This window comes from Curtobacterium sp. MCPF17_018, from assembly GCF_003234135.1.
Classification (GTDB): Bacteria; Actinomycetota; Actinomycetes; order Actinomycetales; family Microbacteriaceae; genus Curtobacterium; species Curtobacterium flaccumfaciens.
This window is the reverse complement of the sequence record NZ_QKSJ01000001.1, coordinates 124107-138587: the sequence shown is the minus strand read 5'-3', so window position 1 is coordinate 138587 and position 14481 is coordinate 124107. Positions and strand designations below refer to the sequence as shown.

The 14481-nt window shown below is 71.6% G+C and carries 14 protein-coding genes; 6 read left to right on the top strand and 8 right to left on the bottom strand.

Annotation, left to right across the window (positions count from 1 at the left end):
* Nucleotides 1-8: 8 nt before the first annotated feature.
* Nucleotides 9-1199, bottom strand: a complete 1191-nt coding sequence (locus DEJ27_RS00650; RefSeq protein ID WP_110858606.1) for a peptidoglycan DD-metalloendopeptidase family protein — start codon at nucleotides 1197-1199, stop codon at nucleotides 9-11.
* A 248-nt stretch (nucleotides 1200-1447) separates the two neighbouring features.
* Between DEJ27_RS00650 and DEJ27_RS00645 the strand changes: the two genes are divergently transcribed.
* The gene (locus tag DEJ27_RS00645; RefSeq protein ID WP_110858605.1) at nucleotides 1448-3328 is read left to right on the top strand and encodes a gamma-glutamyltransferase family protein; all 1881 of its coding nucleotides are present in this window, start codon (nucleotides 1448-1450) and stop codon (nucleotides 3326-3328) included.
* Between the two features lie 106 nt (nucleotides 3329-3434).
* Here the strand turns inward: DEJ27_RS00645 and DEJ27_RS00640 are convergent, their stop codons facing one another.
* Nucleotides 3435-4478 carry an NAD(P)-dependent alcohol dehydrogenase gene (locus DEJ27_RS00640; protein ID WP_071245854.1) on the bottom strand — a complete coding sequence of 348 codons (1044 nt, stop codon included), beginning with the start codon at nucleotides 4476-4478 and terminating at the stop codon, nucleotides 3435-3437.
* Between the two features lie 253 nt (nucleotides 4479-4731).
* Here DEJ27_RS00640 and DEJ27_RS00635 point away from each other — a divergent pair, with 253 nt between their 5' ends.
* The 3 genes from DEJ27_RS00635 to DEJ27_RS00625 all read left to right on the top strand — a co-directional run bounded on the left by DEJ27_RS00635 (nucleotide 4732) and on the right by DEJ27_RS00625 (nucleotide 7099).
* Nucleotides 4732-5172, top strand: a complete 441-nt coding sequence (locus DEJ27_RS00635; protein ID WP_027467170.1) for an OsmC family peroxiredoxin — start codon at nucleotides 4732-4734, stop codon at nucleotides 5170-5172.
* Between the two features lie 96 nt (nucleotides 5173-5268).
* The gene (locus DEJ27_RS00630) at nucleotides 5269-5523 is read left to right on the top strand and encodes a hypothetical protein (protein ID WP_110858604.1); all 255 of its coding nucleotides are present in this window, start codon (nucleotides 5269-5271) and stop codon (nucleotides 5521-5523) included.
* Nucleotides 5524-5581: 58 nt separating this feature from the next.
* Nucleotides 5582-7099 carry a threonine/serine exporter ThrE family protein gene (locus DEJ27_RS00625; RefSeq protein WP_111090121.1) on the top strand — a complete coding sequence of 506 codons (1518 nt, stop codon included), beginning with the start codon at nucleotides 5582-5584 and terminating at the stop codon, nucleotides 7097-7099.
* Nucleotides 7100-7198: 99 nt separating this feature from the next.
* Here DEJ27_RS00625 and DEJ27_RS00620 read toward each other — a convergent pair whose 3' ends face one another.
* Nucleotides 7199-7393: a DUF2795 domain-containing protein gene (locus DEJ27_RS00620; protein WP_027467172.1), complete on the bottom strand. Its 195-nt coding sequence runs from the start codon at nucleotides 7391-7393 to the stop codon at nucleotides 7199-7201.
* Between the two features lie 91 nt (nucleotides 7394-7484).
* Nucleotides 7485-8168, bottom strand: coding sequence for a TetR/AcrR family transcriptional regulator (locus DEJ27_RS00615; RefSeq protein WP_027467173.1), 684 nt, complete (start codon nucleotides 8166-8168; stop codon nucleotides 7485-7487).
* 169 nt (nucleotides 8169-8337) lie between these two features.
* On the opposite strand from DEJ27_RS00615, the gene DEJ27_RS00610 reads away from it, so the two are divergent.
* On the top strand, nucleotides 8338-8655 hold the full coding sequence (locus DEJ27_RS00610) for a hypothetical protein (RefSeq protein WP_027467174.1): 318 nt from the start codon (nucleotides 8338-8340) through the stop codon (nucleotides 8653-8655).
* A gap of 123 nt (nucleotides 8656-8778) precedes the next feature.
* On the opposite strand, the gene DEJ27_RS00605 is transcribed toward DEJ27_RS00610, so the two are convergent.
* Nucleotides 8779-9705 (bottom strand): SDR family oxidoreductase, encoded by a 927-nt coding sequence (locus DEJ27_RS00605; RefSeq protein WP_110858602.1) that lies wholly within the window; start codon nucleotides 9703-9705, stop codon nucleotides 8779-8781.
* Between the two features lie 199 nt (nucleotides 9706-9904).
* On the opposite strand from DEJ27_RS00605, the gene DEJ27_RS00600 reads away from it, so the two are divergent.
* Complete coding sequence (locus DEJ27_RS00600) at nucleotides 9905-10642, top strand: hypothetical protein (protein WP_110858601.1); 738 nt, start codon at nucleotides 9905-9907, stop codon at nucleotides 10640-10642.
* A gap of 6 nt (nucleotides 10643-10648) precedes the next feature.
* On the opposite strand, the gene DEJ27_RS00595 is transcribed toward DEJ27_RS00600, so the two are convergent.
* The 3 genes from DEJ27_RS00595 to DEJ27_RS00585 all read right to left on the bottom strand — a co-directional run bounded on the left by DEJ27_RS00595 (nucleotide 10649) and on the right by DEJ27_RS00585 (nucleotide 14403).
* Complete coding sequence (locus DEJ27_RS00595) at nucleotides 10649-11431, bottom strand: endonuclease/exonuclease/phosphatase family protein (RefSeq protein WP_110858600.1); 783 nt, start codon at nucleotides 11429-11431, stop codon at nucleotides 10649-10651.
* A gap of 38 nt (nucleotides 11432-11469) precedes the next feature.
* Nucleotides 11470-12972 carry an LCP family protein gene (locus DEJ27_RS00590; RefSeq protein ID WP_111090120.1) on the bottom strand — a complete coding sequence of 501 codons (1503 nt, stop codon included), beginning with the start codon at nucleotides 12970-12972 and terminating at the stop codon, nucleotides 11470-11472.
* A gap of 78 nt (nucleotides 12973-13050) precedes the next feature.
* The gene (locus DEJ27_RS00585; RefSeq protein WP_110858598.1) at nucleotides 13051-14403 is read right to left on the bottom strand and encodes an MFS transporter; all 1353 of its coding nucleotides are present in this window, start codon (nucleotides 14401-14403) and stop codon (nucleotides 13051-13053) included.
* Nucleotides 14404-14481 lie beyond the last annotated feature (78 nt).

Genomic DNA, 14481 nt, shown 5'->3' with positions numbered 1-14481 from the left:
CGGCCGCATCACCGGAAGTGCAACACCGAGAGCGGGTCGATGAGCGAGCCGGCCTGGCGCACCTCGACGTGCACGTGGGGCCCGGTGGACTGCCCGGTGTTGCCGGACTTGCCCACCTCGTTGCCCTTCGACACGATCTGCCCCTTCTTCACTCCGATCTTGCTGAGGTGCGCGGTGAGGACGGTGGTGTTGCCGTACGTGACGACGACGTAGTTGCCGTAGGACGCGTGGTTCGCGACGGTGGTGGTGACCGTCCCGGTACCCGAGGCGTACACGGGCGTACCGATCCCCACGGACGAGTCGGTGCCCTGGTGGTAGCGCGGGACGTGTCCGACGCCACGGTCGTCACCGTACCGGCCGGAGATCTTGGTGCTGGCGACCGGCCACAGCAGCCCGGTCACGGGCCGGGTCGACCACGCCCGGGTGTCGGACTTGCCGTAGAGCACGACGTTGCCGTCGACCTGCACGAGGAGCCGTCCGCCGCCGGCACGGCTCGTGGCGCTCGACCAGAGCCACTTGTTCGCGGCCGAGTAGACGGCGAAGTTGCCGTCGGCCTGCACCGAGGCGTAGGCCCCGACGTTCCCGGCGGTCTTCGTCGCCCAGACCTGCTTGCCGTTGACGACCTGCGCGAGCACGCCGTCGGCGCGCATGGTGAGGGTCCGGGCGTTCGTGGAGTCGGACCGCAGGACCGTCCCCGGCAGGATGAGGTTCCCCGCGGCGACGCTGTCCTGGTACGTGGGGAACTCGACGACGCTCTTGTTGGCGGTGTTGATCATGCGCATCGTGCCGTCCGGCCGGACCCCGAAGTTCCGGCCGACGTGCCCGGCGCCGCCCCACAGCGCGATCCGCACGTTGTTGTGCACGATGGCGAGCGTGCCGTTCGCCCGGATCTGCGCGAAGGCCCCGGACTTGCCGGACGTGTTCGACGCCCAGAGCACCTTGCGACCGATGCCGTACTCGACGAGGTTGCCGTCGCCCTGCATGACGAGCTGGAACTGCCCGTTGTTCGAGGTCACCGAGTCGCCCGGCCAGAGCGTCTTGCCCGCGGCGACGGTGCCCGTGTAGACGATCGGGGCGGCGGCGGCCGGGGTGGCGGTGCTCACGAGCCCCGTCGCGACGGCGGCGAGCGCGACGAGCGCTGCGACGACCCGAGCGCGGACTGGGCGGAGGCGAGCCGAAGACGACGAAGTGCGGCGCATGAGTTCCCTGAGCTGGGACCGCAGGGAGGCGGTCCGGGTGGCGGACGCGCCCCTGCGCGACCGTTCGGCGGCACGTCGGTTACGCGCCGCCGAACGATGGTCACCTTTTCCGGGGGGAGAAACAACCCCCTTGACGCGGTGGGGCAACCCCAGTTCCGGGGGTACGCGACGGGGCACGAGCAGGAGGGCGGCAGGCTGCGGCAGCTGTCATCCGGTGCCGGGACGCCCGGAGCGCGCAAGATGGTGTCATGCCGACGCTCAACCCCGCCTTCGTCCCGCCCGCAGCGCAGACCACCCGTCCGGACCTGCAGGGGACGTTCGGGATGGCGGCCTCGACGCACTGGATCGCGACGGCGACCGCCCAGTCGGTGCTCGAGCGCGGCGGCAACGCCTTCGACGCGGCCGTTGCCGGGGCCTTCGTCCTGCAGGTCGTGGAGCCCCACCTGAACGGCCCCGGCGGTGACCTGACAGCGGTCTTCGCGACGGCCGCGAACCCCGTGCCGACGGTGCTGGTCGGTCAGGGCCCCGCGCCCGAGGGCGCGACCCCGGAGCACTACCGCGCCGAGGGCCTCGACCTGGTCCCCGGCTCCGGCGCGCTGGCCGCCACCGTCCCCGGCGCGGTGGACGCCTGGCTGCTCCTGCTCCGAGACCACGGCACCTGGGAACTGGCCGACGTCCTCGCCCCCGCGGTCGGGTACGCCCGCGACGGCCACCCGGTCGCACCCGCGGTGATCCGGACGATCACCGCCGTGCGCGAGCTGTTCGAGCAGCACTGGCCCACCTCCGCCACCCAGTGGCTGCCGGGAGGCACGGTGCCGGTCCCGGGGGACCTGGTGCGCAACGAGGCACTCGCTGCGGTGCTCGACCGGCTGGTCGAGGCCGGTGCCGGTGCCGGCAGCCGGACCGGCCGCATCGATGCGGCCCGGTCCGAGTGGGCGGAGGGGTTCGTCGCCGAGGCGATCGACCGGTTCGTCCGCGAACCGCACCGGCACGCCTCGGGCACCGACCACGCCGGTGTCATCCGGGCGTCCGACCTGGCGGCGTTCCGCGCGACGTACGAACCCGCGACGACCGCCGAGTTCCGCGGTTGCACGATCGCCAAGACCGGGCCGTGGGGCCAGGGGCCGGCGCTGCTCCAGACCCTGCGGCTGCTGGAACCGCTCGACGACGCCCTGCTCGACCCGTCGACCGAGCTCGGTGCGCACACGATCGTCGAGGCGCAGAAGCTCGCCCTCGCCGACCGTGAGGCGTTCTACGGCGACGGCGAGGTCCCGATGGACGTCCTGCTCTCCGACGCCTACGCCGACGAGCGCCGTGCGCTGATCGGCGAGCGGGCCTCGGCGGAGCTCCGACCCGGCACGATCGCCGGGGTCGAGCACACGCTGCCGCCGGTCCGGACCTCGTACGACTCCGCCGGTTCGGTCGGGGTGGGCGAACCGACCGTGCAGGTCGCCCGCGACACCGAAGCCGACACCGAGGTCCCGCCGGCCGCTCCGCTCGAGGACCGCGGTGAGCCGTTCGTGACCGCCGACGGCGAGACCCGCGGCGACACGTGCCACATCGACGTCGTGGACCGCTGGGGCAACATCGTCAGCGCGACCCCTTCCGGCGGATGGCTGCAGTCGTCGCCGACGATCCCCGAGCTCGGGTTCTGTCTCGGCACCCGCCTGCAGATGACGTGGCTCGAACCGGGCACGGCCTCGACCCTGCGCCCCGGCGAGCGCCCCCGCACCACGCTGACCCCGACCCTGGTGCTCCGCGACGGTCAGCCGGTCGCCGCGCTCGGTTCCCCCGGTGGTGACCAGCAGGACCAGTGGCAGCTGCTGTTCCTGCTGCGCTGGATCGTGGGCGGGTACTCGCCGCAGCAGGCCATCGACGCACCCGCGCTGCACACCACGTCGTTCCCGGGGTCGTTCTGGCCGCGCACGTGGGAGCCCGCGGGCCTGGTCGTCGAGGACCGCCTGGGAGACGAGGTCATCGCGGCACTCGCGGCCCGCGGACACGTCGTGACCCGCGGCGGTGACTGGAGCCTGGGCCGACTGTCGTGCGTCACCCGCGACCCGGACACCGGGATCCTCGGTGCCGCCGCGAACCCGCGGGGCGCGCAGGGTTACGCCGCGGGACGCTGACCGCGCGCGTTCCTTCCCAGAACGCCCGCGCTACAAAGTGGAATCGGGCGTACCTGGTCAGAACTCCCGACCAGGTACGCCCGATTCGACCAGGTACTCCCGCGCCTCAGAGCGTCGGGACGACCACCGCGCGACCCGAGAGCTCCCCGGCCTCGAGCTTCCGGTACGCCTCCAGTGCGTCGGACAGCGCGTACCGCTCGACGTCGGGGACGATCTGCCCGGCGCGGTACATCGCGACGACCTCGTGCAGGTCCTCGATCGTGCCCCAGTAGGTGTTCGTGATGGTCGACTCGTACGGCGTCGCGAAGAAGTTCCACTCGGTGGTGCCACCGGCGATCCCGACGACGGTGAACCGCCCGCCGACCGCCATCGATGCCTGCGCGACCTTGATCGTGGGGGTGGCACCGACGAAGTCGAAGGCCGCGTCGACGCCGCGTCCGCCGGTGATCTCGCGGATGCGCTCGGCCTGGTCCGGGCCGCCGGGGACGGTGATCGCGCCGCGGGCGGCAGCGCGGTCCATCGCGTCCTGCTTCATGTCGGTCGCGATGACCGTGGCACCGGTGAGCGCCGTCAGGATCTGCACGGCGATCTGCCCGAGGCCACCGAGCCCGACGACGAGCGCGAAGCGACCGCCCCCGGCCAGGTTCGGCAGGGAGTTCTTGATCGCGTGGTACGGCGTGAGCGCGGCGTCGCTGAGCGGTGCGGCGGCGATCGGGTCGGCGTCACCGAGCGGCACGAGGTTCCGCGCCGGGACGCTGACGTACTCCGCCATGCCGCCGTCACGGCCGAGGCCGATGCCCATGTACGGGTTCGTCGCGGCGTTCTCGCAGTAGGTGTCCTGCCCCTTCGAGCAGTACGAGCAGTGCCCGCAGCCGACCGGCCCGTACACCAGGTAGGCATCACCCTCGGCGAAGCCGGTGACCCCGTCGCCGACGGCCTCGACCCAGCCGGAGTTCTCGTGGCCGAGCACGAACGCGGGGGCCTGGGCTCCCGGCTGCCCCTGCTGGAACTCGCGGTACACGGCGACGTCGGAGTGGCAGGCACCGGCGCCGGCGACCTTGAGCAGGACCTCACCCGGCCCGGGTGCGGGCTTCGGGACCTCGGTCAGGGACGGGAAGGTCTGGTACTGCTCGAACACGACGGCGCGCATGGGTTCTCCTTGTTGTGGACGACGGGTCTACGGGGATCCGTCGGGCGTCAGGAGGGGTGCGGCGTCGCGGCGGATCGAACGATCCGGTTCCGCTATCGTACACCTGTTGTTTTGCGCAACGCATGTCGCTCGGCTCGCGTCCGGCCGAACCCTGCGTCTTCCCCGTGAGCCCGTTGCGAGAACGGTCGTTCTCCGATTGACTCGGGAACAGCGGTCCCGTTCGGGGCCGCTCCCCCACACGAAAGGAGCGGGCATGCCCACTCGCACCGCACGCACCGCCTGGAACGGCGGCCTCGAGGACGGTTCCGGCCAGGTCGAACTCTCGAGCTCGAAGGTCGGCACGTACGACGTCTCGTTCCCGAAGCGCACCGCCGAGGACGCCGGCGGCACCACGAGCCCCGAGGAGCTCATCGCCGCCGCCCACTCGGCCTGCTACGCCATGCAGTTCTCCGCGGTCCTCGGCGAGGCCGGCGGCACGGTCGAGGCCCTCGACGTCAAGGCCGACGTCTCGCTCGGTCCGGACCCGGCCGGCGGCTTCCGTCTCACCGGCATCGTCCTGACCGTCAGCGGCGAGGTCTCCGGCATCGACGAGGCGGCCTTCCTCAAGGCCGCCGAGGACGCCAAGGCGACCTGCCCCGTCAGCAAGGCGCTGACCGGGGTCGAGATCACGCTGCACGCGACCTTCGAGCAGTAGGCGCGGAACGCAGGAACCGTCACCACCTGACGGACTGGAGGCCCGTGGCGGGGTCGCCACGGGCCTCCAGTCCGTCGCCCACCTACGCTGGGTGCCGTGCCCCGATTCCTCGCCACCCCGACCCTCGTCGCCCTCTGGCTCGGCCTGCTGGCCGTCGTCGTCGGGATCGTGTTCGCGCTGACGGCTCCGCCGTCGTCGTCCGGCTGGTTCGCGTACGCGCCCCTGTCCGACTACGCGTTCGTCGCGGGCGTCCGCCCCTGGCAGCTGACCGCCGGACCGGTCCTCGTGCTGGTGGGCGCGGTCGTCGCGGCCTTCGCCCTCGGTCGTCTGAGCACGCGCCGCCGGAGCTGATCCGGACGCGTCCAGGGGACGCCCGGACTCGGCCGCCGTCGACGGACACCATGGCGTGATGGCCGAGCAGCACCCCCCGGGCGCGCACAAGCCGGGCCGCCCGCCCCGGCCACGCCGCCGCAGTCTCGCGCAGCACGACCTGCGCGACGCACGAGCCCGCCTGCGCGGGACGATCTACGAGCACGTCGAGCCCGACGCCAAGAGGCGCGACCAGTACACGGCGACCCAGATCGTCGACTTCTGCCTCGACCTGGCCGAGGTCATGCTCGCCTCCGGTGCCGACACCCGTAGCGTCGAGACGGCCGTCGTCGCGGTCTCGACGAAGTGGAACCTCGCGCCGCTCGACCTCGACTTCTCCGGCAGCTCGGTGACGATCCAGTACGCCCCGGCCGACGTCCCGCCGCTCGTCAAGGTCCGCACCGTGCGGTCGGACGGCTCCGACCTCGACAAACTCGCCCGCGCGAACCAGATCGTCGACGACCTGATCCACGACGACCGCGACATGACCTCGGCGGTGAACGCCCTGGTCGCCGTGCTGCGACTCCCACCGCGCTGGCCGATGTGGCTGTCCGACGTCGGCCTGTCGATCCTCGGCATCTCGATCGCCGTGCAGGCCGGAGGCGGCTGGCGGGCCGGCCTCGGGGCGTTCGTGCTGATGCTCGGGATCATCGTCTCCGGGCGCTGGCTCACCGACCGGGGCTACCCGCAGTTCTTCGTGTCCGGGGCGCAGGGCGCGGTGGCGTCGGCGATCGGCACGCTGGCCATCTGGGCCGGGGTGCTGAACGCGAACGGTGCGGCCACGATGGTCGCGGCGCTCGTGGTGCTCCTGCTGCCGCACCCGTCCCTGGTGACCTGGGCACAGGACGCCATCTCGGGGTTCCGGGCGATGGCCGTGGCCCGGGCGTTCTACATCGGGCTGGTCATCGCGGCGATCGTGGTCGGGGTGCCGGCCGGGATCGCGATGACGCACTGGCTGCAGATCGAGGTCGACCCGTCCGGCATCGTGACGCAGACCCTGCCGCTCTGGGCGTCGCTGTCACTGACCGTGGTGTCGGCCGGCGCCAACTGCTTCGTGCAGCAGGCCAGCGCCCGGGTGATCCCGGTCGCCGTGGTGTTCTCCGTCGCCGCCGGTGCGTCACTGTGGGCGCTGCGGCAGGCCGGGCTGCCGCTCCTCGGGGCGACGTTCCTGGCGGCGGTGCTGCTCGGGGTGCTCTCGACCTACGCGGCCGTCCGGATGCGCACGGCCGTCGCGGCGATCGCGGTGCCGGCCTTCTGCGGGGCACTGCTGCCCGGTGTCGCCGTCTCGAACGCCCTGCTGAACTTCATGTCCGGGTCGTCGAGCGCCGCGCTCGACTTCGTGGCGGCGGTGTCCGTGGCACTGGGGATCGGTGCGGGCCTGGTGCTCGGCGGGCTCTTCGCGACACCGGGTGCCCGTCGAGCGCTCCGCCGGACGCGTCGGGTCGTCGTGCACTCGGTCCACAACGACACCACGGCGCTGCGGGTCATCCGTGACACCGGGTACGACCCCGGCGACGGCTCGGTGCCGCGCGGATCGCGCTCCGGCGGCGCTTCGTGAGCAGGGCTTGCGCTTCGTGAGCTGCGCTTCGTGAGCAGAAGAGGTCGGGTGCGGCGCACGCACCCGACCGCTCCTGCTCACCGAGTGGGTGTGCCGCGCTCAGCCGGCGTCGGACACCGCGCTCGACACCGCGGTCGGGGCGTCGTACTCGCCGTCCGGGATCGCGCGGAGCGCCTCGAGGACGTCGTCGGGGGCGCCCTCCTGCTCGGCCGTCGAGACCACGTCGTCCTTGGACGCCGGGTAGTCGATGCCGCTCAGGTACTTCTGGACCTGGATGGGGTTCGGTGCTGCCATGTCGGTTCCTTCCGTCAGGTTGCGACTCCCGGAGTACCCGCGGGGCGCTGCACGACGGCGCAAGGAACGCGCTCCGCGGACGAACCGCCGGTCAGATCTCCCAGCTGCCCGAGTCGTCGTCGTCCCACATCGCCAGACGGCGGGCGGCCTGCGGCTCGTACCGCTCCATCCAGCCACGCTCGAGCCGGGCGACCGCGCGGTCGAACGCCGCCACCAGGTCGAGCTCGGCGCGCAGCAGGGCCTGCAGCTGCAGCCCCTCGTACAGGGCGATGAGCTGCTCGGCGCCGCGGCGGGGGTCCATCGTGTGCGGGGCACGGCCGATCGCGACGTCGTGCTCCAGGCCGCGCTTGATCTGCGCGAAGAAGAGCTGGTACCGCGACCGCAGGTAGGTCGCCATCGGGTGCGCCGGGTTGCCCGCGACGGACAGCAGGGCGACGAGCAGGCGCATCAGGGCCGGGTCCTCGGCGTTCGAGGCGACGATGGCACGGAGCAGGTCCACGGTCGAGCCATCGCCGACCTCGTGCGTGACCTCGTCCATCCGGGCGCCGTTCCAGCGGTCCAGCGCGGCGAGGACCAGGCCGTCCCACGACGGGAAGTGCTGCTCCAGCTCGGCGACGCTGATGCCCATCCGCTCGGCGACCTGCACGGGCCGGGCTTCGTGGAAGGGGACGTCCCGGAGCAGGTCGACGGTGGCACCCACGATCGTGATCCGCAGGTGCAGCGTGGCCGCCGCGGCCGCCGCGGCCTGCGTGTCGGCGCTGGTGTGTTCGAGCATCGTGCCCTCCGTCGTCCCCGGACGTCCTGTCCGTGTCACCCCTGGTCCGGGGCACCTCCATCCAAACGCAGAACGGGGGACACCAGAATCCCCGGTACGGGTGTCGGCACAAGGGGGGACAGACCACGACGTCGAGCCCGTTCGCGGCCGTCCGTGCGACCATGCCGACATGACCCCGAACGACCCCACTGCCCAGGGACTCGCGACCATGGCCTCGACCGGCTTCGAGTTCGGCGGCGACCCCGATCAGGTGGCGCACGACGTCCGGGCCATGTGGGAACAGCTCGGACGTCCCGCCGGTGCGTTCGAGGCGGCGGCGCGAGCCATCGCCGTGCTGCCCCAGCGCCCCGAGGTGCCGATCGCCGACCAGGCCCGCCGTCGCGCGTTCGAGCAGGCGATCGGCATCAACCCCGTCGAGGTCGAGCTGGCCGCCGCGATGTCCGCGCGCGAGCTCCTCGAGCGGATGGCTCGCTCCGTCAGCTGCTGAGCCGGCGCCCGCACGAAGAGAACCAGGTTCCGGACACCGCACCGCGCCACTGCACGGTGCTGTGTCCAGAACCTGGTTCCGCCGGACTCCCGCCGGACTCCCGCCGGACTCCCGCCGCGGTCGCTACGGCGTCGGCATCCCGCCGTCGACGTGCAGCGTCTCGCCCACGACGTACGACGACTCCCCGCTCGCCAGGAACACGTAGGCCGGCGCGAGCTCGGCCGGCTGCCCCCAGCGGCCCAGGTAGGTCTGCTCGCCCGCGCTCGGCAGCGCCTCCGGCGGCTGGCCACCGGCCGGCTGCAGCGGCGTCCAGATCGGCCCCGGGGCGACCGCGTTGACACGGATCCCCTTCGGCGCGAGCTGCGCCGCCAGGCCCTTCGCCATGTTGTTCACGGTCGCCTTCGTGGCCGCGTAGTGCACCAGGTGCGGCGACGGGGCGTACGCCTGGATCGACGTCGTGTTGATGATCGTGGAGCCGGGCTGCAGGTGCGGCACGGCGGCCTTCGTGATGCGGAACGTCGCGTAGGCGTTCGTCTTGAAGGTCTCGTCGAACTCCTCGTCGGAGATCTTGGTGATGTCGTCGACGTTCTGCTGCTTGCCGGCGTTGTTCACCAGGATGTCGAGGCCACCGAGCTGCTCGACCGCGTCGGCGACGAGCTGCTCGCAGACCTCGAGCGAGGTGATGTCACCCGGCAGCGCGACGGCCTTGCGCCCGGCGGCCTCGATGAGCCCGACGATGCGGTCGGCGTCCTCCTGCTCCTCGGGCAGGTACGAGATCGCGACGTCCGCACCCTCGCGGGCGTAGGCGATGGCCACGGCGGCACCGATGCCGGAGTCGCCACCGGTGACGAGCGCCTTGCGGCCGGTCAGACGACCCGAGCCGCGGTAGGTGTCCTCACCGTGGTCGGCGGGGACGTTCTGCGCCATCTCCGCGTCGGTGCCGGCACCCTCGAGGTACTGCTCGTCGGGCTTCTTGTCGGCGTACATCTTCGTGGGGTCCTGCATCACGTACTGGTCAGGCCCGGTCTGGTCGTTCTGCTGGTCCGTCATGCCGCCGACGGTACGCAGGGGGTCGCTGCGGGCCGTCCAGGAGGCTGTCCCCCGCCGCGCGGAGCGGCCTGCGCCCGCCTGCCGCACCGCTCCAGGGCCGGCAGGTGCGTGATGCTCGTTTGTCACGGTCCGGTGACGGGCAGGCTCCGATTCGGTAACACCTGTCGTTCTGTCCCGGTGGAGGCCCTACCGTCGAACGGTGACTCCTCGGACCCTGCTGGCGCTCGGCGCCGCCGTGCTGGCCTTCTCGGCCGGTGCGCTCGCGTTCGACGGCACGCCAGGGGTGGGCGCGGACGCAGCCGTGGCGGCGGAGACATCCCACGATGCCGCACCGGTCCGGGTGTCGGACGCGAAGCTCCGACGGGTCGACTCGATCGAGCTCGACGCCGAGGCCCTCGTGCTCCGGAACGGCGGCAAGACGGTCCTCGAGTCGTCGATGCGCGACTCCCGGCTCACCGTGACCGTGCTCGACCGCTTGCTCGGCACGCCGTCGCGGACACAGACGGCCGAGGGCGACGGTGGCGCGTGCTTCCCCGCCGGCACGACCTACACCTGGGGTGGCGCCATCCGCGTGGCCGCCCTGCGCTCCGACGCCCGAGCGGGCAACGCCGTCGAGGTCCGGATCCTGCGTGACTCGGTGCGGAGCCGCTCGGGTGCCCGGATCGAGCTGACCGGCCCTGACGGCATCCAGGTGGGCGACGACCTGGACGAGCAGATCGCCGACGCGCCCCGGTCGCACCGGGTGTCCTACGGCTCCGACGACTCCCGCGCCTGGCAGCTCCTGCTGCAGGAGGGCTGGGACGAGGCTCCCGCGACGGACGACGATGCCCAGGACGCCACAGACGTCGGCACGAACGGGGTGTCCGCGCTGACGAACGAGACGACGGTCACGGTGCTCGGTTCCCCGATGCCCGTCCACGCACGCCGGAGCTGCTGACGCGGGTCAGATGCGCAGGGTCGCCACCACCGGGAAGTGGTCGCTGGCGAACCAGGTCTCCGGGCCGTCGTGGTCGATCACGACGCGGTCCACGCCGCTGACACCGCGGGTGAGCACCCAGTCGATCCGTTCCCCGGAGTCGACCGGCGGCTGCCAGTCGTTGAACGTCGCGGTCCGGTCGGACGGATCCCCCGCGGTCAGCCAGGCATCGGCGAACCCGGCCTCCGAGAACACCCTCGACGCGGTGCCGCTCCCCGCGGGCTCGTTGCAGTCGCCCGCGAAGACGACCGGACCGGTCTCCCCGGCGAGCCGTTCCGCGATCAGGGCGGCGCTCCGACCCCGGACCTCGTCACCGTGGGGTCCGGGCTCGTGGTCGAGGTGGGTGGTGAGCAGGGTGAACGCGGGTCCCTCGGTGTCGAGGAACCGGGCGTGGTTCGCGATCCGCGGGTACAGGCTGCCCCAGGTGTTCGAGACCGGCTCGTCCGGGGTGTCCGACAGCCAGAACGATCCCTCGTCCGACGGGCGGAACCGGTCGCGGCGGTAGAAGACGGCCGCGTGTTCCCCGGCGTCGCCGCCCTCGCGCCCCTGCCCGACGTCGGCGTGGTCCGGCAGCCCGGCGCGCAGGTCGTCCATCTGGTGCGCGAACGCCTCCTGCACGCAGAGCAGGTCGGGGTCGTGCCGGCGGATCACCTCGAGCACGATCGGCAGGCGGGCCGGCCAGTCGTGCGCGGGGTCCGGGTTCTTGATGTTGTAGGTCATCAGGACGATCGGGCGTGCGGCGCTGGTCACTCCACGAACCTACCGACGCCTCGCCTGGCCGGTTCCCATCAGTTGATGCAGGTGCCCTCGGTGCCGTAGTTGTGCACGTCGGTCGACTTCGGCGACGGTTCCTTCGCGGGCTGCTCCGCCGGCTTCGAGCCCGAGCCCGAGCCGCTGTCCGCCGGCGTCGAGGGCGCGGCGCTCGGCTCGGTCGCGACCGGCTTCGCGGTCTTGCCGTCGGTGCCGAGCACCAGCGTGACGCCGGTGACCGCGTTGGTCCGGACGGCGACGGCGCCCGGCACGACGGCCGCGACGGCCTTCGCCTGCGACTCCTGGCCGGCCGGGTACTGCACCTGCGTGACCTTCGTGGTGGACGAGGACCCGGCCGGTGCGACCTGGAACCCGCGAGCCGTCAGGACCTGCCCCGCGGCGGTGGCCGCACCCTGCGCACCACTGCCGTTCAGCACGGTGACGGACGTGTTCGCCGGTTGCGCCGGACCGGCGGCGGTGTAGGCCTCGGGCTCGCCGACCAGGCCCTGCACGAAGGCCGGCAGCCCGACGGTGTCCACCTCGACGATGGAGAGCGCCGATCCGTTGACGTAGATCGTCGGGGTCCCGAGGGTCGGGATGGTGGCCGACTGGATGTTCGCGGGCCGGAGGTTCCGCATCTGCGAGGCGAGGTCGATCAGGTTGGTGTCGGTCTGGATCGATCCCCCGACGGCCTTGAGGATGTTGCCCATCTTCACCGGGTTGAGCAGCGTGCCCGCCGAGGTGACCTTCCGTGCCTCCTGGGACAGGAAGTACTGCTGACGGATGTTGCGGTCCAGGTCGCCATTCGGCAGGCCGTGGCGCTGTCGCACGAAGGACAGCGCCTCCTTCGCGTCCAGCGAGGACTTGCCCGCTGGCAGGTTCACCCCGGAGAACGGGTCGTTGGTGGCCTGGTTGAGGCACACCTCCACCGGCCCGAGTTCCTTCACGACCTGGTAGAAGCCGAGCAGCGAGACCCGGACGTAGTGGTCGATCTGCAGCCCGCTCAGGTTCTCGATGGTCTTGATGAGCATCTTCGCACCGCCGGTGTCCCCACCGCCGTTGAGCGTGCCGTAGTAGAACGCGCTGTTGAGCTTGCCCTTGCCGACGTCCGGGATGTCGACGTACGAGTCGCGGGGGAACGAGATCATCGTCGCCTGGCTGCCGTCGGCGTTGATGTGCAGCACGATCATCGTGTCGGTGTTCGTCGCGCCGCCGTCGTCCTCGGTGCTGAGCTCGGCGAGCTGCTCCGGGGTGGCGTTGTCCGGTCGGTGGTCGTCGCCGACGAGCAGGATGTTCTGCGCCTTGCCGTCGACGTCGTTCTTCTCGTCCTTGTCGCCGGTGATCGCGTTGACGATCGTGACGCCGTCGGACAGCTGGTTGTACGCGTACGCCGCGTACCCGCCGCTCAGCAGGAGGACCATGGTGAGCACCCCCGCCACCGCCGGGAACACGACGCCAGCGCGTCGCTTCTGGCGCCCGTGGCGCGGCGTCGCGGCACCGCGGCGCGCGGGCTCGGTCGTCTGCTCGGGTTCGTTGCTCACCGGGAAACCATAACCGGCGCGCGCACGACGGACATGGGATGCGCCTGGCAGGTCACCCCATGCCCGCTGTCGCGTCCCTCACCGGACGGCGAGGCCCTGCTTGTTCGTCTCACGGGCCCGCAGCACGGTGATCCCCGTGATCGCCGCAGCCGCCATGACGTAGAAGGCGGGCGCGAACGTGTTGCCCGTGGCACTGATGAGCCACGTGGCGAAGTACGGCGTGATGCCGCCGAAGAGCGCGACGCTGATGTTGTAGGCGATGCCCATCGACCCGTAACGGATCGCGGTCGGGAAGAGTTCGGCCATCGCCGCGCTGACGGCACCGTCGAACGCCGCCATGAACAGGCCGAGCAGCACCATCGCGCCCGCGGCCGCCCAGAAGTTGCCGGCGTCCATGAGCATCAGCGTCGGGTAGGTCAGCACCAGGAAGCCGGTGCAGCCGGCGAGCATGACGGGCTTCCGGCCGATCCGGTCCGACAGCAGACCGAAGAACGGCACGAGTCCCGCGATCACGAGGAAGCCGATCACGACGACCCCGTACGACACCAGCGGCGAGTACCCGAGGTCGGCCTGCAGGTACGACGGCATGAAGGTCTGCAGGATCCAGTGGCCGACCGCCTTGAGGACGACGAAGCCGATGCAGAACAGCAGGGCCTTCCACCCGGTGCGGAGCGAGCGACGCAACGGGTTCGCCGCGACCTCGCCCTTCGCCTTGAGTGCCCGGAACTCGGGGGTGTCCTCGAGCCGGCTCCGGAGGTACAGGCCGACCAGTCCGAGCGGGACCGCGATGAGGAACAGGACGCGCCACCCCCACGTCTCGAGCGCGTCGTCGCCCGCGAGCGCGGTGAACAGGAACACCAGCCCGCCACCGACGATGAAGGCCGCGAACCCGAAGACGTCGATGAAGCTCGTCACGAAGCCCCGTCGGTTCGAGGGCGCGAACTCGGCCAGGAGCGTCGTCGCGCCGGCACCTTCGCCACCGGCGGCGAAGCCCTGCACGAGCCGGACCAGCACGAGCAGGATCGGTGCGAGCAGGCCGACGCTCTGGTAGGTCGGCAGGATGCCCATCACGGCCGTCGCTCCGCTCGTGATGAGGATGACCGTCGCGAGCGTGGTCTTCCGGCCGACCCGGTCGCCGAGCGAGCCCCAGAACAGACCACCGAGCGGGCGCATCACGAAGCCGGCACCGAACACGGCGAACGCGGAGAGCAACGCCACCTGGGGGTCGCCCTGCTTGAAGAAGTACAGCGAGATGACCGTGGCCAGGGTGCCGTAGAGGCCGAAGTCGAACCACTCGACGAAGTGGCCGACGCCCGCGGCGACGATCACCTTCCGCATGCCCTGTCGGCGCGCGTCGTCGCCCAGTGCTGCCTGGGCGTCCGGGGGGCCGGCGGCGTCCGCGCTCGTGCGCGTTCGGGTTCCGTCGCTCATGGGGTGACCTCACACTTCGTTGTCGAGAGTTCGTTGACGATAGCACTTGCTGGGCACACTTTGCCACACAGTGGGAAG

Coding starts and splice junctions, on each gene's coding strand:
- DEJ27_RS00610 (WP_027467174.1), top strand. CDS start 8,338: ATGACCCCGAACGACCCCACTGCCCAGGGACTCGCGACCATGGCCTCG.
- DEJ27_RS00620 (WP_027467172.1), bottom strand. CDS start 7,393: ATGGCAGCACCGAACCCCATCCAGGTCCAGAAGTACCTGAGCGGCATC.
- DEJ27_RS00615 (WP_027467173.1), bottom strand. CDS start 8,168: ATGCTCGAACACACCAGCGCCGACACGCAGGCCGCGGCGGCCGCGGCG.
- DEJ27_RS00605 (WP_110858602.1), bottom strand. CDS start 9,705: ATGACGGACCAGCAGAACGACCAGACCGGGCCTGACCAGTACGTGATG.
- DEJ27_RS00635 (WP_027467170.1), top strand. CDS start 4,732: ATGCCCACTCGCACCGCACGCACCGCCTGGAACGGCGGCCTCGAGGAC.
- DEJ27_RS00640 (WP_071245854.1), bottom strand. CDS start 4,478: ATGCGCGCCGTCGTGTTCGAGCAGTACCAGACCTTCCCGTCCCTGACC.
- DEJ27_RS00650 (WP_110858606.1), bottom strand. CDS start 1,199: ATGCGCCGCACTTCGTCGTCTTCGGCTCGCCTCCGCCCAGTCCGCGCT.
- DEJ27_RS00585 (WP_110858598.1), bottom strand. CDS start 14,403: ATGAGCGACGGAACCCGAACGCGCACGAGCGCGGACGCCGCCGGCCCC.
- DEJ27_RS00645 (WP_110858605.1), top strand. CDS start 1,448: ATGCCGACGCTCAACCCCGCCTTCGTCCCGCCCGCAGCGCAGACCACC.
- DEJ27_RS00625 (WP_111090121.1), top strand. CDS start 5,582: ATGGCCGAGCAGCACCCCCCGGGCGCGCACAAGCCGGGCCGCCCGCCC.